At 40.9% G+C, this 22,254-nt stretch carries 24 protein-coding genes and 1 other RNA gene; 4 read left to right on the top strand and 21 right to left on the bottom strand.

Annotation, left to right across the window (positions count from 1 at the left end; genetic code table 11):
* Positions 1-27: 27 nt before the first annotated feature.
* The 3 genes from groL to LKE01_RS05800 all read right to left on the bottom strand — a co-directional run bounded on the left by groL (position 28) and on the right by LKE01_RS05800 (position 2,889).
* Positions 28-1,650: a chaperonin GroEL gene (gene groL, locus LKE01_RS05810; RefSeq protein ID WP_056982971.1), complete on the bottom strand. Its 1,623-nt coding sequence runs from the start codon at positions 1,648-1,650 to the stop codon at positions 28-30.
* 96 nt (positions 1,651-1,746) lie between these two features.
* Positions 1,747-2,031: a co-chaperone GroES gene (gene groES / locus LKE01_RS05805; RefSeq protein ID WP_179286797.1), complete on the bottom strand. Its 285-nt coding sequence runs from the start codon at positions 2,029-2,031 to the stop codon at positions 1,747-1,749.
* Between the two features lie 225 nt (positions 2,032-2,256).
* On the bottom strand, positions 2,257-2,889 hold the full coding sequence (locus tag LKE01_RS05800) for a redox-sensing transcriptional repressor Rex (protein ID WP_056982970.1): 633 nt from the start codon (positions 2,887-2,889) through the stop codon (positions 2,257-2,259).
* Positions 2,890-3,077: 188 nt separating this feature from the next.
* On the opposite strand from LKE01_RS05800, the gene LKE01_RS05795 reads away from it, so the two are divergent.
* The gene (locus LKE01_RS05795; RefSeq protein ID WP_225364651.1) at positions 3,078-5,027 is read left to right on the top strand and encodes an ABC-F family ATP-binding cassette domain-containing protein; all 1,950 of its coding nucleotides are present in this window, start codon (positions 3,078-3,080) and stop codon (positions 5,025-5,027) included.
* Positions 5,028-5,098: 71 nt separating this feature from the next.
* Here LKE01_RS05795 and tsaD read toward each other — a convergent pair whose 3' ends face one another.
* From tsaD to LKE01_RS05715, 16 genes are all read right to left on the bottom strand, one after another.
* Positions 5,099-6,139 (bottom strand): tRNA (adenosine(37)-N6)-threonylcarbamoyltransferase complex transferase subunit TsaD, encoded by a 1,041-nt coding sequence (gene tsaD, locus LKE01_RS05790; protein WP_054769811.1) that lies wholly within the window; start codon positions 6,137-6,139, stop codon positions 5,099-5,101.
* Between the two features lie 18 nt (positions 6,140-6,157).
* On the bottom strand, positions 6,158-6,733 hold the full coding sequence (rimI, locus tag LKE01_RS05785; RefSeq protein WP_056982966.1) for a ribosomal protein S18-alanine N-acetyltransferase: 576 nt from the start codon (positions 6,731-6,733) through the stop codon (positions 6,158-6,160).
* Positions 6,717-7,439: a tRNA (adenosine(37)-N6)-threonylcarbamoyltransferase complex dimerization subunit type 1 TsaB gene (gene tsaB, locus LKE01_RS05780; protein WP_056982964.1), complete on the bottom strand. Its 723-nt coding sequence runs from the start codon at positions 7,437-7,439 to the stop codon at positions 6,717-6,719. Before tsaB ends, rimI begins: the two co-directional genes overlap by 17 nt.
* A gap of 2 nt (positions 7,440-7,441) precedes the next feature.
* Entirely contained in the window at positions 7,442-8,215 is a 774-nt protein-coding gene (locus tag LKE01_RS05775; RefSeq protein WP_056982962.1) for an acyl-[acyl-carrier-protein] thioesterase, read from the bottom strand.
* A gap of 15 nt (positions 8,216-8,230) precedes the next feature.
* Complete coding sequence (gene rsmI, locus LKE01_RS05770) at positions 8,231-9,106, bottom strand: 16S rRNA (cytidine(1402)-2'-O)-methyltransferase (RefSeq protein WP_056982960.1); 876 nt, start codon at positions 9,104-9,106, stop codon at positions 8,231-8,233.
* A 10-nt stretch (positions 9,107-9,116) separates the two neighbouring features.
* On the bottom strand, positions 9,117-9,449 hold the full coding sequence (locus tag LKE01_RS05765) for a DNA replication initiation control protein YabA (RefSeq protein ID WP_054769194.1): 333 nt from the start codon (positions 9,447-9,449) through the stop codon (positions 9,117-9,119).
* Between the two features lie 22 nt (positions 9,450-9,471).
* Positions 9,472-10,482, bottom strand: a complete 1,011-nt coding sequence (gene holB / locus LKE01_RS05760) for a DNA polymerase III subunit delta' (RefSeq protein WP_056982959.1) — start codon at positions 10,480-10,482, stop codon at positions 9,472-9,474.
* An 11-nt stretch (positions 10,483-10,493) separates the two neighbouring features.
* Positions 10,494-10,820 carry a cyclic di-AMP receptor DarA gene (gene darA, locus LKE01_RS05755; RefSeq protein ID WP_056982957.1) on the bottom strand — a complete coding sequence of 109 codons (327 nt, stop codon included), beginning with the start codon at positions 10,818-10,820 and terminating at the stop codon, positions 10,494-10,496.
* Entirely contained in the window at positions 10,817-11,473 is a 657-nt protein-coding gene (gene tmk, locus LKE01_RS05750) for a dTMP kinase (RefSeq protein ID WP_054769193.1), read from the bottom strand. Before tmk ends, darA begins: the two co-directional genes overlap by 4 nt.
* Positions 11,474-11,554: 81 nt before the next feature.
* Positions 11,555-11,821, bottom strand: coding sequence for a YaaL family protein (locus LKE01_RS05745; protein WP_054769192.1), 267 nt, complete (start codon positions 11,819-11,821; stop codon positions 11,555-11,557).
* Between the two features lie 25 nt (positions 11,822-11,846).
* Complete coding sequence (gene recR, locus LKE01_RS05740; RefSeq protein ID WP_056982955.1) at positions 11,847-12,446, bottom strand: recombination mediator RecR; 600 nt, start codon at positions 12,444-12,446, stop codon at positions 11,847-11,849.
* A 21-nt stretch (positions 12,447-12,467) separates the two neighbouring features.
* A complete protein-coding gene (locus LKE01_RS05735) occupies positions 12,468-12,779 on the bottom strand; it encodes a YbaB/EbfC family nucleoid-associated protein (RefSeq protein ID WP_054769191.1) in 312 nt (103 codons plus the stop codon).
* Between the two features lie 20 nt (positions 12,780-12,799).
* Positions 12,800-14,596, bottom strand: coding sequence for a DNA polymerase III subunit gamma/tau (gene dnaX / locus LKE01_RS05730; protein ID WP_056982954.1), 1,797 nt, complete (start codon positions 14,594-14,596; stop codon positions 12,800-12,802).
* 165 nt (positions 14,597-14,761) lie between these two features.
* An RNA gene (gene ffs, locus LKE01_RS05725) (signal recognition particle sRNA small type) lies at positions 14,762-14,848 on the bottom strand.
* A gap of 31 nt (positions 14,849-14,879) precedes the next feature.
* Complete coding sequence (gene tadA, locus LKE01_RS05720) at positions 14,880-15,362, bottom strand: tRNA adenosine(34) deaminase TadA (protein ID WP_056982952.1); 483 nt, start codon at positions 15,360-15,362, stop codon at positions 14,880-14,882.
* A 9-nt stretch (positions 15,363-15,371) separates the two neighbouring features.
* Positions 15,372-15,983, bottom strand: coding sequence for a class I SAM-dependent methyltransferase (locus tag LKE01_RS05715; RefSeq protein ID WP_054769190.1), 612 nt, complete (start codon positions 15,981-15,983; stop codon positions 15,372-15,374).
* Between the two features lie 158 nt (positions 15,984-16,141).
* On the opposite strand from LKE01_RS05715, the gene nrdH reads away from it, so the two are divergent.
* The 3 genes from nrdH to nrdF all read left to right on the top strand — a co-directional run bounded on the left by nrdH (position 16,142) and on the right by nrdF (position 19,608).
* Positions 16,142-16,372, top strand: a complete 231-nt coding sequence (gene nrdH, locus LKE01_RS05710) for a glutaredoxin-like protein NrdH (protein ID WP_013728176.1) — start codon at positions 16,142-16,144, stop codon at positions 16,370-16,372.
* Between the two features lie 102 nt (positions 16,373-16,474).
* Entirely contained in the window at positions 16,475-18,640 is a 2,166-nt protein-coding gene (gene nrdE / locus LKE01_RS05705) for a class 1b ribonucleoside-diphosphate reductase subunit alpha (RefSeq protein ID WP_056982949.1), read from the top strand.
* A gap of 11 nt (positions 18,641-18,651) precedes the next feature.
* Positions 18,652-19,608, top strand: a complete 957-nt coding sequence (nrdF, locus tag LKE01_RS05700) for a class 1b ribonucleoside-diphosphate reductase subunit beta (RefSeq protein WP_054769189.1) — start codon at positions 18,652-18,654, stop codon at positions 19,606-19,608.
* Between the two features lie 75 nt (positions 19,609-19,683).
* Here the strand turns inward: nrdF and LKE01_RS05695 are convergent, their stop codons facing one another.
* Entirely contained in the window at positions 19,684-20,679 is a 996-nt protein-coding gene (locus LKE01_RS05695; RefSeq protein WP_054769188.1) for a D-2-hydroxyacid dehydrogenase, read from the bottom strand.
* 106 nt (positions 20,680-20,785) lie between these two features.
* Positions 20,786-22,252, bottom strand: a complete 1,467-nt coding sequence (locus tag LKE01_RS05690) for a UDP-glucose--hexose-1-phosphate uridylyltransferase (protein WP_056982947.1) — start codon at positions 22,250-22,252, stop codon at positions 20,786-20,788.
* Positions 22,253-22,254: the final 2 nt, after the last annotated feature.

Below are 22,254 nucleotides of genomic sequence, written 5' to 3'. Positions count from 1 at the left end.
AGGCAAAACATTTATTAAATGATTAAATTACATGCCCATTCCTGGTTGTGGCATTGGTGCTGCAGGCTTATCATCCTTTGGTTCTTCAGCAACAACAGCTTCAGTTGTCAACAGCAATGCTGATACAGAAGCGGCGTTTTGAAGAGCTGAACGGGTAACCTTGGTAGGATCAACGATACCATCTTTGATCATATCTTCAAACTTACCATCGGCAGCATTGTAACCAATACCATCCTTTTCATCCTTGAGTTTTTCAACGATGACAGAGCCTTCAACACCGGCATTTTCAGCGATTTGACGAACTGGTTCTTCAAGTGCACGAAGAACAATGCGGATACCAGTTTCTTCATCACCATCAGCCTTTGAATCCAATTTGGCAATGGCAGGAATGACGTTAAGCAAAGCAGTTCCACCACCGGGAACAAAGCCTTCTTCAACAGCGGCACGGGTTGCGTTCAAAGCATCTTCAATACGATACTTCTTTTCTTTCAATTCAGTTTCGGTTGCGGCACCGACACGAACAACAGCAACTCCACCTGATAACTTAGCAAGACGTTCCTTTAACTTGTCGCGGTCAAAGTCTGAAGTGGTCTTTTCAATTTGGGTCTTAATTTCAGCAACCCGCTTTGAAATATCATCACTTGATCCTGAACCGTCAACAATGGTAGTTGAATCTTTAGTAACGTTAACTTTGTTAGCTTGACCTAATTGTTCAAGAGTTGCATCTTTCAAGTTCAAACCAAGGTCATCAGTGATAACAGTTGCACCGGTCAAAATGGCGATATCTTGGAGTTGATCCTTACGACGATCACCAAATCCAGGAGCCTTAACGGCAACAACATTGAATGTTCCTCTCATCTTGTTCAATACAAGAGTTGGAAGAGCTTCACCACCAATATCATCGGCAATGATCAAAAGTGAACGACCTTGTTCAACAATCTTTTGTAACAATGGAAGAATATCTTGAATGTTGGTAATCTTCTTGTCAGTTACTAAGATGTATGGATTGTCGAGGTTGGCTTCCATCTTGTCGTTATCGGTAACCATGTATTGTGACATGTAGCCACGATCGAATTGCATACCTTCAACAACGTCCAAGCTGGTATCAACACCACGTGATTCTTCAATGGTAATAACACCATCATGACCAACTTTTTCCATCGCGTCGGCAATTAACTTACCAACTTCTGTGTTAGCTGATGAAATAGATGCAATTTGGGCAATGTCATCTTTAGTTTTAACATCGTGTGACATCTTGTGAAGTTCATCAACTGCAGCCTTGGTAGCTTTTTCAATTCCGCGACGAATACCAACTGGGTTGGCACCTGCAGTGACGTTCTTCATACCTTCATTAACAATTGCTTGAGTCAAGACAGTTGCGGTAGTGGTACCATCACCGGCAACATCGTTAGTCTTTGAAGCAACTTCGGATACTAATTTGGCACCCATGTTTTCAAAATGATCAGGTAATTCGATTGACTTGGCGATAGTAACACCATCGTTAGTGATTGTTGGATTACCGGCACTTTGTTCCAAAACAACGTTACGGCCTTTAGGTCCGATAGTTGCTTTAACTGTATCTGCTAATTTATCAACACCCTTGAGCATTGCGCTACGAGCATCTTCAGAAAACTTTACTTGTTTAGCCATTTCAAATTTCACCTCAAAAAAATATTTTTGATTAATTTATCATGTATTAATTGATTCAAATGATTCAAGAAAGACATTTATCTTGTTAAAATAAGATTATTCAACAATTGCAACGATGTCTTTTTCATGAAGAACGAGATAAGATTTATCGTTATCTTCAATCTCAGTTCCGGCGTACTTATCAAACATAACCTTGTCGCCTTTTTTAACAACTGGTGCTACTTTTTGACCGTTGTCCAATACACGGCCATCACCAACGGCAACAACTGTTCCGGCTTGTGGCTTCTTCTTTGCGTTGTCAGCAAGAACAATACCGCCCACCGATTTTTCTTCTTCTTTTTCAGTTTCGATAATTACGCGATCTCCTAATGGCTTTAACACGTTAGTCCCTCCATTTACAACAATTTTTAGCATCATTAGCACTCTTATGATAAAAGTGCTAATCACTGTTTATAATATATTATTTTTTCCGACCAATTGCAAGGCTTTCTGCATATTTCCTTCAAGAATCCTTTGTTAGAGCCAGATATTTTATGAATAACTGTAAAAGAAAAGACCGGGATTTTCAAAATCACCGGTCAATCTTTCATAATGATGTTACTAATTTTACTTGCCAAAATTTTCAATGAAGTAAATTAAAGTTTGAAGTTCGTTGGTTAAATCAACGTTTTGAACCAAGACATCCTCTGGTACTTGAAGGCGAATCGGTGTAAAGTTCAAGATTCCCTTTACCCCACCGGCAACTGCGTCATCCGCAATGGATTGAGCAACTTGAGCCGGAACCGTCAAGATAATGACTTTGATCTGCTGATCATGCAATTGGTGTGAAAGTTCTTCGATTGGATATACTGGCACACCGTCTTCAATCTTATTCACAATCTTATCATCAGTATCAAATGCAGCAGAGATTCGGACGTTACCATCCTTGTGAAAATTAAAGTTCAACAAGGCATGGCCTAAGTTACCAACTCCAATTAAGGCAACATTTGTTAAATGTTCCTGATTTAAAATCTGTTTAAAGAATGAGAGCAGATTATCCACATCATATCCATAACCCCGTTTGCCCAGGGCACCAAAATAGGAAAAGTCACGACGAATGGTTGCTGAATCTACCTGAACCGCCTCAGCTAATTCTGTTGATGAAATACGCTGTTTTCCCGTGTCATGCAAGATGTTTAAATATCGATAATAGATGGGCAATCGTTTAGCGGTTGCGCGTGGAATATTTTCAGCTGTCAAGAAAATTTCCTCCTAGTTTGTTAGTTTGATTAAAAGAACTTTGTGAACTCTTATTTACAACCTATTCTACCATATAACGACATCTTGTGAAATATATTTCAAATAATACTTACAAAAAATTACTGAAAACTTGCAAGATATGCTAAAATTAACTATTGATTAATATAAAACGAAAGGTGGCCAAACACGTGATAATCCTACAAGCACAGGATCTTACAAAGCGATTTAATGGTGAAACAATCTTCTCAAAAGTCAATTTGGCCATTCAAGAAAAAAGTCGGGTTGCCCTCGTTGGCCGCAATGGAGCCGGCAAATCAACCATTGTTAAAATGATAATCGGTGAACAATCAATCGATGGTGGCAAAATTGTTACCAAGAAAAACCTGTCTATTGGATACCTCGCCCAAGATACGGGATTAAATTCAGATAAATCAATCTATGCAGAAATGGAATCCGTCTTTGCAGGGTTAAAAGAACAGGAAGCCAAGCTTCATTCCCTCGAAGAGCAAATGGGTTCCGCTAATATGGACCCAAATTCAGAAGAGTATGAAACAATTTCCTCACAATATGACAATATCCGGGCTGACTTCGAGCAACACAATGGCTATGGATACGACGCAGAAATTCGCGGGGTCCTCCATGGGTTTGGCTTTGAAGAGCCCGATTATGACCGACCGATTAATGAATTGTCTGGCGGTCAAAAGACTCAGTTGGCCTTAGCAAAGCTGTTATTGGAAAAGCCAGAGTTATTAATCCTCGATGAGCCAACCAATCACCTGGATGTCGAAACCATTACCTGGCTTGAGGGCTATATCCAAAACTATAGCGGTGCCCTACTGATCATTTCTCATGACCGATACTTTCTTGACCGAATCGTCAATGAAGTTTATGAAATGTCACAAGGAACCCTGCATCATTTTACCGGTAATTACACTGAATATACCAAGAAAAAAGAACAATTAATTGAGCAGGAATGGAAAGAATACGAAAAGCAGCAGGCAAAAATTGAAAAACTGCAAACATTCGTTGATAAAAATATCGTTCGGGCTTCCACAACCAAGCAGGCCCAAGCCCGCCGTAAACAACTAGAAAAAATGGACAAGCTTCAAAAGCCAACCGGTGACGCCAAATCGGCCCGATTTTCGTTTACGCCAAAGTCCAAGAGTGGCAACAATGTCCTAAACGTCGCCAACGCTGCTGTTGGGTACACCTCAATTCTCTCTGAGCCAATTAACCTGGATGTTAAGCGTCATCAGGCAATTGCGATTGTCGGGCCGAATGATGTTGGTAAATCAACCCTCCTCAAAAGCATCTTGGGAATTATCCCATTTATCAAAGGTAAAGCCCAATTTGGAACTGGCGTCGATACTGGGTACTATGACCAGGAGCAGGCATCACTGCACGCGTCTAAAACGGTTCTTGAGGAACTATGGGATGATCATCCAACAACGCCTGAGGGAGACATTAGAAGCATTTTGGGAAGCTTCCTGTTTTCAGGTGACGATGTTGCCAAAATGGTCCATGATTTGTCTGGTGGCGAGAAGGCAAGATTGCTTTTAACAAAGCTTGCCTTCCAGCACAACAATTTTCTCATTTTGGATGAGCCAACCAATCACTTGGACATTGACAGCCGAGAAGTTTTGGAAAAAGCGTTAAATCAATTTGACGGCACAATCCTATTTGTTTCTCATGACCGATACTTCATCAACAAGATTGCCACGGCAGTCGTCGAATTATCACGTAAAGGAACAACCCTCTATCTTGGAAATTATGACTACTACGTCGATAAAAAAGACGAACAGACGGCCATAAAAGAACATGAAGCAGAAAAGAATGCCGCCAACATGCCCCAACCTGAAGCAAAAGTCACCACAGATAAAAAGAATTATGAGCTTAACAAGCAGGCTCAAAAGGAACACCGCAAATTAGCCCGAGAAGTTGAGGGGCTTGAGACCAAGCTGGATGACTTGACCAAATCAAAAGATGAAATTGAGGCTGAAATGACAAAGCCGGACGTCTTCAACGATTTGGGAAAGCTCCAAGATCTTCAAAAAAAGCTCGATGCCACAAACGAACAAATCAAAGAAACCGAATCTAGCTGGGAAGAAGCAAGTCTTAAGCTTGAAGGCGACGAATAGTAAAGAAATTCATCACAGTAAAATAAAAAGACCGGAGCAAAAGTAAATTTTTGCTCCGGTCTTTTTTCATATTACTTTTCTTCATCTTTCAACCATTCAAACTCCAAGCCTGGATCGGCGTTTAGTGTCGCATCTGCACGGGCACCGTGTCGATAAAGCATCTCTCCGGCAGCCCCGATCATTGCGGCATTGTCACCACAAAGTGAAAGTGGAACCAATTCCAATTTGGTATTCTTAAATGCTTGTAAATTCTTCGTTAAACGTTCACGTAGACCTTTGTTGGCAGCAACACCACCAGCTAAAATTAATTGTTTGACTGGGAACTCTTTTAAAGCCCGATCAGTCTTATCGGCCAAAACGTCAACAACGGCCTGTTGGAAACTGGCAGCCAGGTCTTCCCGGCTCAGTTTCTCATGGATTTGATCAGCATGATGGACCGTGTTGATGAAAGCACTCTTCAATCCACTAAAGCTGAAGTCAAAATTATCATCCGAATCCATGGCCCGAGGGAACTTAAATGTGTCGTGTCCCTTACGAGCCAACTCGTCAACCGGCTTGCCAGCTGGATAATTAATGCCTAAAACCCGGCCAACTTTATCATATGCTTCACCCGCTGCATCATCCCGGGTTTCACCAATAATTTCAAATTTGTCTTCTTCAGGCATATACACTAATTCGGTATGGCCACCGGAAACAACCAGTGCCATCGCAGGAAATTCAATTGGTTCAACCAACCGGGCTGCATAGATATGACCAGCTAAATGATTAACCGGCACAAGCGGCAGGTTATGGGCCCAGGCAACAACCTTGGCAGCAGTCACGCCAATTAATAACGCTCCGACCAAACCAGGACCATAGGTGACAGCAACAGATGTTAAATCATCGTATGTCACATCTGCTTCTTTGAGTGCATCATTAATACATCCGGTGATCTGTTCGATATGGTGACGACTGGCAACTTCCGGTACGACACCCCCAAATCGCTGGTGACTCTTGATTTGAGTTGCGACAATATTTGAAAGAATTTTATTTCCATTTTCAATGACTGCAACAGATGTTTCGTCACAGCTGCTTTCAAATGAAAGAACTAAATCTCTGGCCACTAAATTCATCCCATCCCTATTTTTTATCTATCCGATTTTGGTAATGTCCAAAACCATGTTCAATGCATCTTCTCGATCATTGAAGTAATAATCTTTTTTAATTCCGTTATCAACAAAACCGATATCCCGATAAAGTTTTTGAGCCCGGGTGTTGCTTAGCCGGACTTCCAACGTCACTTTATCATATTCCAGCTGACGCGCCTTTTTGATAATCGTAGTTACCAAAAAATAACCCAACCCATGATTTTGAAAGTTGGGAGCAACCGCCACGTTGGTAATATGACAATCTTTCGTATGATCGTTAAGTGAGCAGCCAATAAACGCGACCAGCCAATCATTCCGACGCAATACCAAATAGAGGCGGTCGGTCTTTCGCATTAACTCTGTTCGAAATGCCCGGTCATCCCAAGGTGTCTGACCACCATAAACTGCCCTTTCAATCCCCAAGATCTCTGGAATATCGGGAATCATCGCTTTGGCTAAAAAATATTCGGTGTCATTAATTTCCACGTCGTGATTCTTAATGTCTAAATATCTTTCACGCAGCTGAAGTTCTTTGTTATAAAATTGTTGGTTAAACCACTTTTTAAACTTTTTCAACATAATTATGCGTATCCTCGTTAGGATGTAATTTTTTCCAGTCGGCTTCAGCCTTGGTTAGACGCAGGTATCGTGGAACAACCGCATCAACATTGGAAACGGGTGACTGGCTCAGGCCGTACTGACCCAATTTGGCAGCACTCGGAATTCCTTCAAGAGATTGACCGACCACTAAACGACTATGTAAAGCGGATCTCATATCATTTTCAAAAGAATCGGTATCGCCAATAATGACAATTTGCTGGTCATATTCCGCAATCAAATGAAGCCACTTTTCAAGATTAATATGCTGATCAGAAATGACCGTCTCAATTTCGCCATCATTCCAACGATAAAGCCCGGTGAACATGTTTTGGTTGCGGCCATCGAAAATTGGGTTAATCAAAACGTTGTCTTTTTGAACGTTTAAGGCCAAGTTTAAAAGACTGGAAACTGTCACCAGTTCAATGCCAAGGGTGCTGGCAATTGTTTTAGCTGCCGTCACCGCCATCCTGATGCCCGTGTATGAGCCGGGACCGTCGGCAACCACTACCCGATCAAGATCAGCAGGAGCCAGATCCGACTTTTTTACCAAATCTTCAATAACCGGCATTAAAAATTCTGCATGCTTCCGATGGGTCGTCAAAGTGGTCTGAGCTAATAATTGGTCATTATCCATCACGGCAACGGATAGTGGCTTGTTTGAAGTATCAATCGCTAATATTTTCATTATTAATCGTTACCCTTTACTTGATTTTCCTTCCAAACAATCGTTGCGCTTGCGGAAAGAACATCATTTGATTTAATTTCATGAACAGTTTCAATTTTATCATTATTTGAAGAATCAACAACTACCGAACTCGTTACCCGATTACCGTACTTAACTTCGTTTTCAAAGCGGATATCGATATTTGCCGGTTCGTGGTTATTCAGAAATGACATTGGCAGTGAATCCAACATCCACTCTGGGTATCGAGAATTATTCACGTGCCCATTAAAATCAATGTCGCTCCAGCGTACCTGATACTCTTTGGCGGTCACTTTGTCAGTTGACTCAATCCGCTTGGGGCGCGGCAGTCTGGGAACTCGACGAACATTTTCCGACTGATAAGGCTTAATCACATCATCCTTAATTGGTGTAATCTTACGGGTCTTTTCATTCATCAAGACCCAAATGCTCTCAACTTTAACCAGTTCATTGCCATCTTGATCGTGGAGCCAGAATTCTCGGAAAGCAAAATAACGGTTGTAAGAGGTCCCTCGAGTTGTCATTTTAACAACCGAATCTTTTTTAGGCAGTTGACTAATGTGAATGGAATATGACGTGACAACCCATCCAATTCCATATTTATCAATCAGGTAAAGTTGATCGACTCCCAACTTTTCGTTTTGATGTTCTGAAGCGAGAATTAAAATGTTAATCAACATCGGAATTGAAATCCGATTGTTGACGTTGCATTCATAAAATGGGATTGTATGCAGTTCGCTGAAACTATGAGCTGTCATGAGCATGACTTCCTTTTATTTAAGGTCGTGATACTGGTTGTATATCACTTGTTTTTTCAAGTGATGATCTTTAGCGACCTTTTTAATCGCTTCATTAACGCTTAACCCGTTTTCGATATAAAAATCGACTTGTTGGTCAACCGTCATCCCTGCAAGTGGATCATCCGCTTCCGCTTCAGGATTATCATTACCTGATACTATAATAACAAACTCACCACGAATTTCAGTTGAGTTTGCCCACTCATTTAATTGAGTAAGCGATCCACGGATAAACTCTTCATGTTTCTTGGTTAATTCCCGGCAAAGTGCGCCATGACGTTCACCACCCAATTGAGTGGCTAAATTTTTGAGCGTCTTTTTTAAACGGTGAGGTGCTTCATAAAAAATCATGGTTTCGGGTTTATTTCTTAAGTCGTCAATTTCTTCCCGCTGTTCTTTTGGCTTCCGAGATAAAAAACCATAAAAATAAAACGGCTGTGGCGAAAGGCCGGAAGCAATCAACGCAGTAATTCCGGCATTGGCACCGGGCAGAGGCACAACATTGATATGCTGCTTAATGCATTCAACCACCAGTTCATGGCCCGGATCACTAATCGATGGCATCCCGGCATCACTGACTTGAGCAATTGTCAGCCCCTGTTTTAACTTACTAACCAGTTCAGGAATTCGTTCAGCAGTATTGTGCTCATGAAAGCTGATCTGTTTAGTAGACACATCAAAATGGTTCAGTAATTTTTGCGTGTTTCTAGTATCTTCAGCCGCAATCAAATCAGCACCTTGAAGAATTTTAACGGCACGGAATGTCATATCATCAAGATTGCCAATGGGTGTTGGCACTAAATATAAAATCCCATATTTAGTTAATGTATCAAAACTTTTTTGAGTTTCCACTGCTTACTCCTTAATCCCGCTTACCATATATAATGTCGGTACAGAAAATACAATCCTCACCATTTTCACGGCGTTTGCCATAATACGAACTGCAAACATGGAAACCTTCATTATAAAGTTTCTCCAAATTCTTTCTGGATTTTGATAGACGAGGAGAATTATTATCCATTTTTTCAGTAATTTCGTTAATTCTGTCACGTAAATGCTGATTCTCAATTTCCAGTTCAGCATTCTTTTCCATCAAGCCAATTAAGGATTCGTGAAGGTGAGAAAAGTTTGCCGCACTGGCACTTAGCTGAGTATCCATTTCTTTTAGTTCATCGTACAAGTCTTGACTATCCACGATTTTATCACCCTTTAGTAAACTATGACTTACTGATTTCAAGTATCTTTAACGTTAATGCTTCAATAATATTTTGAAAATTGACATTGACTGCCATGCTTTTGTTCACATCAAGCAGTTCATCCAACATTTTCAGGATCTGATCATTGCGCCATTTTGACGCTGCCAGCTTGGTTTGTTCAAGAATTGACGGATACTTCACCCGCTCTTCGGCCAAAGTGCCGTACTTGGTTTCCAAGACATCATCAAACAAGCTTAACATCATAGAAATCACAATTCGCTGTCGATCTTTATTGGTAATTAATGGCATCAAAGACATCTGGATAAACGGCATTGCCATTGTGTTGTCTTTAACCAAGTAGATGAACCACTTTTCCAACATCTTCTGTGTGGAAGCAAACCAGTCATCTTTCAACCATCCCTTAATCTGATCCAAACTGTTGGTAATGGAAATCATCAGATTAACTTCACTTGGCTTCACGCCACTGGACTGCAGCTCTTTTACCATCAATTTTTTACTGAGACTTGGAAATTCGACAACTTGGGTTCTGGAAATAATCGTTGGTAATACCAAGTTGCGATTCTTACTGATTAAAAAGCTGACCACGTTTCCTGTAGGTTCTTCAATAAATTTCAATAAACCATTGGCAGCTCCGGTTGTCATCTTTTCAGCTTCCGAAATGATGAATACTTTTTTAGAGCCTTCCATCGCACTTTTGGTAAATTCACTTTTAACGTGTCGAATTTGGTCAATCTTGATACTCTGTCCGTCGGGCTTGGTGACAACAACATCCGGATGGTCGTAATTCATAATTCTGACACATTCGGCACATTTTCCACATGGCATCCCATTTTGGACATTCGTACAAAAAAGCCGCATGGCAACTCCCATTGCGACTGAAAATTGACCCGCCCCGTCTTCACCGGTGAACAAATAAGCGTGTGACAACTCATTGTTTTTAACCAAATTCATAAACTGAGTGAAGATGGCTGGCTGTTTAGTTTGAGCAACGTTAACAATATCGTGTTCCATAACGTTCCCTTCTAAAACTGCTTAAAAGCTTCGATTGGCAGGACCATAACGGTTGCGCCGCCGACCTGCACTTCAATTGGAAAAGTATGTTCAGCGGTATCACCATTTAAACTTACAGGTGGTGTCATAAACTGCTGACGAGCTGAACAGGTTTCCTTGATTAACTTCAAAGTTAAATCGACTTTATCATCATCAACGGCGACCAAATAAGTGGTGTTGCCAGCACGCAAAAAACTACCCGTCGTTGAAAAACGAGTGGCCATGATCTCATGGGCAACAAATACTGATCGCAGTTTATTGGCATCTTTATCTTGGACGATTGCAATGACTAATTTCATAGTGAACGCTCCTTAAAATACTCAGGTGCTATTTCATGAATAATCTTAATTGTATCATGAATGACTGCATCGATTGGCTGGGTCGCGTCGATACTAATAAAACGATCCGCATTTGCATCACGAATCTTCATGTAGCCTTGGTGGACCCGCTTATGAAAGGCGGTTGTTTCAACATCAAGGCGATCAATTTTACTTTTATCACGGTGCTCAGCAATCCGATTAAGTCCCACTTCAACGGGAATATCAAAATAAATTGTTTTAAACGGCAACAAATTTTCGGTTGCAAATTCGTTCATTTTGGCAACTTGCTCCATGCCGATTTGGCGACCGGAGCCTTGATAGGCAACCGAACTGTCAACGTAGCGATCACAGAGTACCAGCTTGTTTTGCTTAAGTGCGGGTAGAATTGTTTCAACCAAATGTTGACGTCTGGCCGCAGCGTACAGTAAAGCTTCCGTTCGGTAATCCATTTCTGTATTCGCACGGTCTAAAATGACCTTGCGAATTTCTTCTGAAATTTTATTACCACCGGGTTCTCTCGTGACTAACAGCCTGTCGCCAATTTGCTGTTGAAAGACGCCGATAACCTGATTCATAACGGAGGTTTTTCCTGCGCCGTCCGGCCCTTCAAAAGTTATAAACTTACCATTCAAAACAATTCCCTCACTTTGTGGATTCAAATTAATTGTACTTTAATGCATTTGGTCTGTCGAACCGGAACCCCCACAAACCAATCACTCAAATTCGTCATGATCGTAACTGATAACGGAAGGTTGAATCTGATCATTTTTTATCTTCCGAATTCGAGCTTCTTTATATATGAAGAAATATTTTCTACGAGCTAAAGCAGTTTCCTGCTCCATCTCCATATCACTGTCGGCAACCGCCTCTTGCGTCTGCGCAGTGTGGTCCCACTCTTCTTTCAAGTTGTTGATCAATTCCAACAAACGTTGATCGTATTCTTTTTTAACATTCCGGTGCTTCATTCGATTAAAAAACATTTAAAATCCAACCACCCTGTCAAAATTAAATTTCAGTTCGTCCCTGGACAGCCTTGTATAAGGTCACTTCGTCCGCGTACTCAATATCGGAACCAACTGAGAGTCCATGAGCCAAACGGGTCACTTTAATCCCCGCCGGCTTAATCAATTTACTCAAATACATTGCAGTGGCTTCACCCTCTGGGGTTGCATTTGTAGCAACAATGACTTCTTTAACTTCCTTATTCTTTTGAAGTCGTTTAATCAAAGAACTGATATTCAGATCTTCCGGTCCTTTTCCTTCAATTGGTGAAAGAACCCCGTGAAGAACATGGTAAAGACCGTGATATTCCTGAACCTTTTCCATGACCATCACGTCTTTAGGCTCCTCAACCACCAGGATTGTGGATTGGTCACGGTTCTTATCACGACAAATTTCACAGGGATCTTCATCCGTTAAATTACCACAGATTGAACAATAATGAAGGTCGTTTTTCGTTGCAATGAGTGCTTTTGAAAAGGCCTTAACATCGTCTTCGTTCATATCAACCGTGTAAAACGCTAACCGGGTTGCGGTTTTATTGCCGATCCCCGGTAATTTCATATAACTATCAATTAACTTTACGATTGCTTCAGGATATTGCATATTTTCCCCTTTTTGAACTGATTACATTCCTGGAATTCCTTTAGTATACTTGCCCATTGTGCTTTCAGTTGCTTTATCCACTTTTGAAATGCCGTCATTAACTGCGGCAAGAATCAAATCTCCAAGCATTTCTGGATCGTCTGGGTCAATTGCTTCCGGCTTAATTTGAATATCAGTCATTTTCTTATCGCCTGAGAAAGTGACTTCAACCATATTATCTGGTGCAACGCCTTTAAATTCTTGCTTCTTAAGGTTTTCTTGCTCTTCTCCAAGCTGCTTTTGCATCTTTTTCATTTGTTTCATCATCTTATTCATGTTCATACCGTTCATCATTGTTAAATTCCTCCAATTAATTAATCATCTTTAATATCTAAAATATCGGTGCCAAAAAGTTCGGCTGCTTTTTTAACGACTGGCTGACTCTCTGAATCCGTCGTATCCGGACTGTCAGAATCATCAGTCGGTTCAGCTTTTGGGTCATTATCCTTGGCTTCCTTGGGAGCAGCCTTTTTGAGCTTGTCCCGATGGCTGACCAGGTATTCATGACGAATATCAGGCCACTGATTCTCTGGTACAAATACAATTTGCGGTGCTTTACCGACAATCCGGTCAAGGTTGTTTTCCAAGGCATCCTTCAAACTGGTATCTCCTTGGGCCTTTTGATAAAGGAATGGATATTCAAAAGCAACAATCACCCCACCGCTGCTGGCAGCAACCGGTGATGAAACGTGCATGACGGCTCGTTGCGTCACTGATAAGGCCTTCATCAGGTCGGGCCACACTTCTTTGAACTGATTTAATTGCTTTCGGGTCGCTTTACCTAAAATTGGATAAATCTTGGCCAACTCAATGTGGTTATCCATTGTATGGCTTTCGACTGGTTTTGACGGTTCCGGCGTGCTGACAACGTTATTTTCAACAGCTGGGGCCTTCTTAAGTGAATCAATTTCAGATTTTAATTTGGTAACTTCCTGCGTTAACTGCTGAATTTCGGAAGTAACCTCCGGATTGACAGTCGGTTGGGCAGCCGGTTGGGACTCCTTTGCAGGACCTGACTGAACTGTTGCATCCAAATGAGTAATCTTCACTGTCAGAACTTCCAAGTAAACATCCGGATGTGCAGTGAACCGCAGAGAGTTGGAAATATTGTTTAATTCATTAATAATCTGATAGATCTCTTGATCACTGATTTGGCCGCTAAGCTTCTTAAATTGATCATCAATGATCCCGAGTTCCATTTCTTCAACAATTCCGGGATCCTGCTGATACAGCAGAATGTCTTGACAATAACTGGTTAAATCTTCAATAAACCGGCTGGCGTCCTTGCCCTCATCCAGAATCTTTTGGACGGTAATCAAGGCACTCTTGGTATCTTTTGCAATAATTTGTTCCATATAAGTAGTTAACAACTCATTGGTCACACTACCGGTCACGAGAAGCGCGTTTTCATAGGTAATTTTATTATCACCGTATGACATGGCTTGATCCAGAATGCTCAATGCATCCCGCATCCCACCTTCAGCCGCCTTGGCAATGATTTTAAGCGCCTTATCGTCATACTCGACCTTTTTTTGATCCAGAATGTATTCCATTCTTTGCAAAATATCTTGGGGCTTAATCCGCTTAAAGTCGAATTTCTGGGTTCGCGAAATAATTGTCGCTGGAATCTTATGAGGTTCGGTAGTTGCCAAAATAAAGATCACATTGGCAGGTGGCTCTTCCAAAGTCTTCAACAGGGCATTAAAGGCACCGGTTGATAACATATGAACTTCATCAATGATGTAAACTTTGTAGTCCGCTTGAGTCGGCGCATACTTTGCCTTATCACGGATATCACGAATCTCTTCAACCCCATTATTAGAGGCCGCATCAATTTCAATGACATCGTTTAAGCTGCCTTCATTAATCGCCTTGCAGGTTTCGCATTGGTTACAGGGTTCACCATCTTTTAAATAATGACAGTTAACAGCTTTTGCAAAAATTTTGGCAGCGGAAGTTTTCCCAGTCCCCCGTGGACCAGTGAACAAATAGGCATGGCTTATCTGTTTTGTGATTAAAGCATTTTTTAATGTTCGTGTGATGATTGATTGGCCGACGATTTCATCAAATCTTTGTGGTCGCCAAACCCGATATAATGCTTGATAGCTCATGACCAAATCCTCCAAAAATAGTTGCCATACACTTAAAATTCTCAATTGAAACGTCTAAATAATTATATGATGAATTCAAGCAGAGTGCAATCAACGAACGTCGCTTCCAAACCGCTTTTCTCCAAAAAAATGCTCCCAGCAAAATTTGCTGAGAGCTGAAATTCTATGTACAAGAGGCACAAGGTTGATGATACTTAGTGCTGCTTCCTTCCGGACCTGACACAGTTCGTAACCCGACCCTTGCCTCAGGGCCTTGCGGCAATATCTATCATAACTTAAATGATTAAGAATTTCCAGTTTTATTCTTTCTTTTCTTACGGGCAGCTTTAAAAAAATCTTTCATTATCTTAGCGGATTGATCTGCCAAGACACCTTCAACAACATTCACCCGATGATTTAGGCGGGAATCTTCCAAAACAGTATACAAACTTCGTACCGCTCCGGCTTTGGGATCCCGCGAGCCAAAACAAACGTTATCAATCCGTGAGTTAATGATGGCACCTGAACACATCAGACAGGGTTCAATGGTGACATATAAATCACAGTCAATCAGTCGCCAACTGTTTAGATAACGACAGGCCTCTTCAATTGCCAAGATCTCCGCATGAGCAATCCCGTCGTTCAAATGCTCCCGCAAATTGTGGCCGCGTCCAATAATGATGCCATCATGAACAACAACGGCACCAATCGGAACTTCACCAATCATATAGGCCTTTTGAGCCTCAACCATTGCGGCTTTCATATAGCGACTATCAGCTTGAAACATGTTTTACCCTCACGATTCCTTAATACTTTGAAGAATATAATAACCTTTATCACGTTTTAAAATGGTGCAATTACCGAATAACTGGGTCATCAGCTTCTTGGCGGATGGTGCCCCCTGCTTCTTTTGCAAAACAACGGTCAACGTGCCTTTGGCAATTAAATGATCAACGGCACCGGAAATCATGCCGTCAACGACCTTTTTACCGGCTCTGACTGGTGGATTGGTAAAAATAGCAGCATAAGTGTCCTTTACTGCTTCGTAAATATCACTTTCAAAAATATGAACATTGTTAACCTGGTTGTCATTGGCATTCTTCTTTGCCAAATCCAAAGCAAGCTCATTGACATCGACCATATCTATTTCACGTTTGGGAAACGCTTTGGCAATGGAAATGCCAATTGGACCATAGCCGGTTCCCATATCCAACAATCTACCTGCCGGAATAATGTCATACTTAATATTTTTAACCAATACCCGGCTTCCATAATCGACAGTATGTTTTGAAAACACACCGTTATCAGAAGTGAACGTTAAGTTGTTTCCAAGCAACGAAAAGTTCCATGTTATGGGTTTTGATTCAACGTCTGGATTCTTGGAATAATAAAATGAATTGTCTGTCATAAAATTCTCCTAATTTGATTTTCACAAGCACCAACCATATTTGGTGCTTACAATTAGTTTTGTCACAATATATTGTGTTTTTATCGTTGCATTTCACACTATTTAGTGTAAAATTGAATCATAAATTAAATTTTAACGAAACAGGGGAAGTGTTAATAATGGCTAAAATTACATTATATTCAAAAAACAACTGTATGCAATGCAAGATGACAAAACGTTATCTTTCAGAACACAATGTGCAGTTTGAAGAACACAACATCAACGAGCAACCACAATATATTGATTACTTGAAACAACGAGGCTTCATGGCTGTACCCGTTGTCGATGTTGATGGTAAGCAAGCATTCAGCGGTTTCCGGCCTGATCAACTTCAGTCGATTGCCGGTTAATTGCCTTCATCCATTCTAACATATTGATTCTAGATTAGCGGGCGAAACCACAAACGGTCTCGCCCCTTTTATTCGCAATTTTAAGAAAGCGTGGTACTAAATATGTCACTTCACAATCTAAAGGATGTTACCTACTTTGACCTCAACAATGAAATTAACATCCCAGTTAACGGTCAGATTCCATTGCAAAAAGACCAGGAAGCCCTTCAAGCTTTCCTAAAAGAAAATGTTCAGCCCAACTTGATGAAATTTGACAGTCTCCAAGATCGGTTCGACTATTTGATCAAGAACAACTACTATGAATCAGAATTCGTAAACAAATACGATATGTCCTTCATAGAAAAATTGTACAAATACTTGGATGATCAAGATTTCCACTTTAAATCATTTATGGCAGCATACAAGTTCTATGCCCAGTATGCTTTAAAGACAAATGACAACGACTTGTATTTGGAAAGCTTTTTGGACCGAGTTGCCGCAAACGCCCTCTTCTTTGCGGATGGTGACGAACAACTGGCAATGGATTTGGCTGATGAAATTGTCCATCAGCGATACCAACCTGCTACGCCAAGTTTCTTAAACGCCGGCCGTCAAAATCGTGGTGAATTTGTTTCCTGCTTCTTAATTCAAACAACAGATGACATGAATACCATTGGCCGAACCATCAATTCAGCTCTTCAGTTGTCAAGAATCGGTGGTGGTGTCGGCATTAACCTTTCAAATCTGCGTGAAGCCGGCGCTCCCATCAAGCATATTGAAGGTGCCGCATCAGGTGTTGTGCCCGTTATGAAATTATTGGAAGACAGTTTTTCTTATTCCAATCAATTAGGTCAGCGACAAGGTGCCGGAGTTGTGTACTTATCAGTCTTTCATCCAGATATCATTGAATTTCTGGGTGCCAAAAAGGAAAATGCCGATGAAAAGATCCGCTTGAAGACCCTTTCGTTGGGTGTAACCGTACCTGACAAGTTCTATCAACTCATTAAAGCAGATGCTGATATGTATTTGTTCAGTCCCTATGATGTTGAACGCGAATACGGTGTTCCATTCTCATACGTCGACATTACAAAGGAATATGACAACCTGGTTGCCAACGATAAAATCTCCAAGAAGAAGATCAAAGCTCGTGACTTGGAAACTGAAATCAGCAAGCTTCAACAAGAATCCGGTTACCCATATGTCATCAACATTGACACTGCCAACCGCGACAATCCAATTGCCGGCCGGATCGTTATGAGTAACTTGTGTTCTGAAATTCTTCAGGTTCAAACCCCTTCAACCGTTGATAATGAGCAGCATTACATCAAAATGGGCAAGGATATTTCATGTAACCTGGGCTCTACCAACATTAATAATATGATGGATGGCAAAGACTTCGGTCATTCCGTTGAAAGTATGGTTCGGGCATTAACCTTTGTCACTGACCATTCAAACATCGACGTGGTTCCTTCTATTCAAAAAGGAAACAAGGAATCCCACTCAATCGGTCTTGGCGGAATGGGACTGCATAGTTTCTTGGTAAAACACCATATTTATTACGGTTCACCAGAATCCATCGAATTTACCAGCGTTTACTTCATGCTTTTAAATTACTATAGTTTAGTTGCATCTAACAAGATCGCAAAGGAACGCAAAGAAACTTTTGCCAACTTTGAAAACAGCAAGTACGCTGACGGCAGTTACTTTGATAAGTATTTAGATCAATCATTTGCACCAAAATCAGATGCAGTCAAAGCTTTATTCCCAGAAGACTGGATTCCTTCAAAAGAAGATTGGGAAAACCTTAAAGCATCAGTTATGAAAGATGGCCTTTACCACCAGAACCGATTAGCGGTTGCCCCAAATGGTTCAATCTCATATATCAACGATACAACTGCCAGTCTTCATCCAATTATCAACCGGATTGAAGAACGTCAGGAATCAAAGATCGGTAAAATCTATTATCCAGCCCCATACCTTTCTAATGACACAATGCCATATTACACATCAGCATATGATATGGATATGCGGAAGGTCATTGACGTTTATGCAGCTGCTCAAGAACACATCGACCAAGGAATGGCGCTGACCCTCTTTATGCGTTCAACGATTCCAGCAGGCTTGTATGAATGGAAGAACGGTCGGACTGACAAGATGACCACCCGTGACTTGAACATCTTACGAAATTATGCTTACAAAAAAGGTGTAAAATCAATTTATTACATTCGAACTTTCACTGATGATCAACAAGAAGTCGGTTCAAACGAATGTGAAAGCTGCGTCATTTAAAGGAGAAATTTATGACTGAGAATTATAAAGCAATCAACTGGAATGCCATTGACGACCAAATCGATAAAGCCACTTGGGAAAAGCTGACTGAACAGTTTTGGCTGGATACTCGGATTCCACTTTCAAACGACTTATCTGATTGGCGAACCCTTGACCAGGATCATCAGTGGGTGGTCGGCCATGTGTTTGGTGGATTAACATTGTTGGATACCCTTCAATCACAAGAAGGAATGGCATCTTTGCGGAAAGACGTCCAAACCCAGCATGAAACCGCCGTATTGAACAATATCCAATTTATGGAATCCGTTCATGCCAAAAGTTATTCATCCATCTTTTCAACACTAAACACCCCAGATCAAATCGATGAAATCTTTGAATGGAGTGACAGTGAAGAATTTCTTCAGAATAAAGCATTAAAGATCCGCGATATTTATGCGAATGAACCAGATCCATTAAAGAAAAAAGTTGCCAGTGTATTTTTGGAAACCTTCCTGTTCTATTCTGGTTTCTATACCCCACTCTGGTATCTTGGCCATAACAAGATCCCTAATGTGGCAGAAATCATTAAGTTGATTCTCAGGGACGAATCAGTCCACGGAACATACATTGGTTATAAGTTCCAAATTGGCTATAATCAACTGCCTAAGGAAAAACAAGAGGATATGAAGAATTGGATCTATGATTTCTTGTATAAACTCTATGGGAATGAAGAGAAGTATACCCATATTCTTTACGACCAAACCGGTTGGACCGAAGACGTGCTGACATTTATTCGTTATAACGCCAACAAGGCACTCATGAACCTGGGCCAAGATCCACTTTTCCCAGATACCGCCGAAGATGTTAATCCCGTTGTCATGAACGGTATTTCAACATCGACTGCGAACCATGATTTCTTCTCACAAGTTGGAAATGGTTACCTGCTTGGAAATGTTGAATCAATGAATGATTCAGATTACGATATTTAATCATTAATAAAAAATAAGGCTGACGCGCTCCCCTGATTGGGAATACGTCAGCCTTATTTGTATTTAGCAAGATTCTTAATTAACTAGGTCCTTCGGCTTTTCGCCATTCACCATTGTCATTAAATTACTTAATGAAATATCAATCATATTTCTGACCGATTCACTGGTATGGAATGCAGAATGTGGGGTAATGAGAACGTTTGGCATCATTGAGAATTTCAGAACATCAGGATCAGACACTTGTTTAGTTGACCTTGAATCCTGTAAATCGGCTGTTTCCGCCTCGATTGTGTCAATTCCGGCACCGGCAATTTCCCCGCTTTGCAATGCATACATTAAATCATTGGTATCAACAATCGAACCTCTGGCGGTATTGATCAAAAGTGCGGTGTCTTTCATTTGCTCAAAGACTTCATGATTGAATTGATGATAATTGTCATCAGTGGCAGGCATATGAATACTGATAATATCACTTTTGGTGTAAATATCAGCCAAGTCCTTTACATATACAAATTGTCCATTGGTTGATTTTTGAGGATACTTGTCATAGGCAATAACATTTGCTCCCAAGCCTTTAAAGAGTTTGATTGCTTCCCGGCCAATCCGGCCGGTTCCAATAATTCCAACCGTCTGGTCACTGATCAACCGACCCATAAAGTTTGGTGAAAAATGGAACTGGTGATTTTGATCCAACTGTTGTTTCATATACCCAACTCTTCTTGAAAGATAGAGGGCCATTGTAACGGCAAATTCAGCGATACTCTCGGGACTATATGCTGGGACGTTGGTGATTTGAACGCCGTTTCCCTTAGCGGCCGCGAGATCGACGTTATCGACACCCACATTTCGTAACGAGAGATATTTAATACCCATTTTATTAAAAGCGTCAAATAATTCCTTTGAGTACGGAATTGTTTGGAGGCATGAAACACCATCAAATCCAGCAGCCTCTTGTACTGTTTCCTGGGTTAAGGTTGTTGTCGTGTATTTAACTTCAATTTTGTGATCTTTCCCCCACTTTTCAATAAATGGGATCTCGTCATCCCTGACGTTATATACAATAAATTTCATAATTGCCTCCTAGTTATTAATGGGCGTCTTTTTGTTTACGCTTCCATTTTACCAAAAATAAAGGGTTCCATACAAACAATCTCGTTTGTTGGAACCCCCTATTCTTTTACTTCAATTGATCAATGAAACGATCAAAGGCTTTTTGACCTTCTTCATTCCATTTGTAAACGCCGGCATCTTCCAAAACTCTGCTGAAGACTTTGCCGACTTCTTTGTCGACTAACTCTTCCACATTATCTTTGGTGAATTTGTCGCGTTTCATCAACTCATCTGCCCACGGTTTATGATAATCAGCAATGTGATTATCTTCTCCGAGAACATACTTTTCAACTTCCTTCATTTCAGTCTTTAAACGAGCTGGTAAAATTGCCCGTCCCATGACTTCAATGAGGCCGATGTTTTCTTTCTTAATATGTTGAACATCCTTGTGTGGGTGAAAAATCCCGTCAGGATATTTATCCGAAGTTTGGTTATCACGTAAAACGATGTCCATTTCAAATCGGTCACCGTTCATTCTGGCAATTGGGGTAACCGTGTGATGACGAGTGCCATCCGTATATGCACGAATATCAACCGATTCATCTGAGTAGCCCTTCCAGGTTTCGGCAATCTTGGTAGCGGCATTAACAACCTTATTGGCATCCTTACTGAGCAAACGGATTGTTGCCATTGGCCATTTAACAATGCCGGCTTCCAAACCGTCAATTTCCAGATCAACCTTGCGATCAATTCCAGCTTTCATCATTGGGAACGTATGACGGCCACCTTGGTAATGATCTTGAGCTAAAAGTGAACCACCAACAATTGGCAAATCAGCATTACTACCCACAAAATAATGTGGGAACTGTTTGAGAATGTCAGTCAAATTAACGAATGTTCTTTGGTCAATTGACATTGGAACGTGCTTTTGATTCAGGAAAATCGCATGTTCACCGAAATATGCATAAGGTGAATACTGGAATCCCCATGGCTCGCCATTGATCATCATTCGAATGACCCGGTGATTACTTCGTGCAGGATAGCCCAGACGGCCAAGATAGCCTTCATTTTCAATGGCTAATGGTCCGACAGGATAACTGGTCGACTTTGCTCGACCAGCGGCTGCAATCGCCTTAGGATCCTTCTCAGGCTTTGACAGGTTAATGGTGATCTCAAGATTTCCATACTCGGTTTTTGTCTCGTAGGAAATGTTTTTAGCAATTGCCCGGGTCTTAATATAATCATTATCCTGACTCATCTTGTAGAAGTAGTTTGTTGCTTCATCAGGAGATTCTTGGTACTTGTTCCAAAAGATTTGGTTCAAAGTTGATGGAATTGGTGTAATGAGATCCATTAACTGATCTTCAAGGATTTCACGGTTGGTAATTGAATCTTCAATCTTACCGTGCTTAATCCCCAACTCCACCAAGTCGTTTGCCAAATCTACTGCGGATGTGTCTTCAGTTGGATCACCGAAACCATCACCGATCAGTCTAAAAATAAGGTTGGTAACGTAAATCCGGTCAACATCTGAATATGGTGAATCTGATTTAATAATTAAATCGACAAATTTTTCAACTGCTGATTGGCTCATTA

The sequence above is a fragment of the Lentilactobacillus kefiri genome (assembly GCF_007989105.1).
Lineage (GTDB): Bacteria > Bacillota > Bacilli > Lactobacillales > Lactobacillaceae > Lentilactobacillus > Lentilactobacillus kefiri.
Note: the sequence above shows the minus strand (reverse complement) of the source record. Positions and strands in the feature narration are given on the sequence as shown.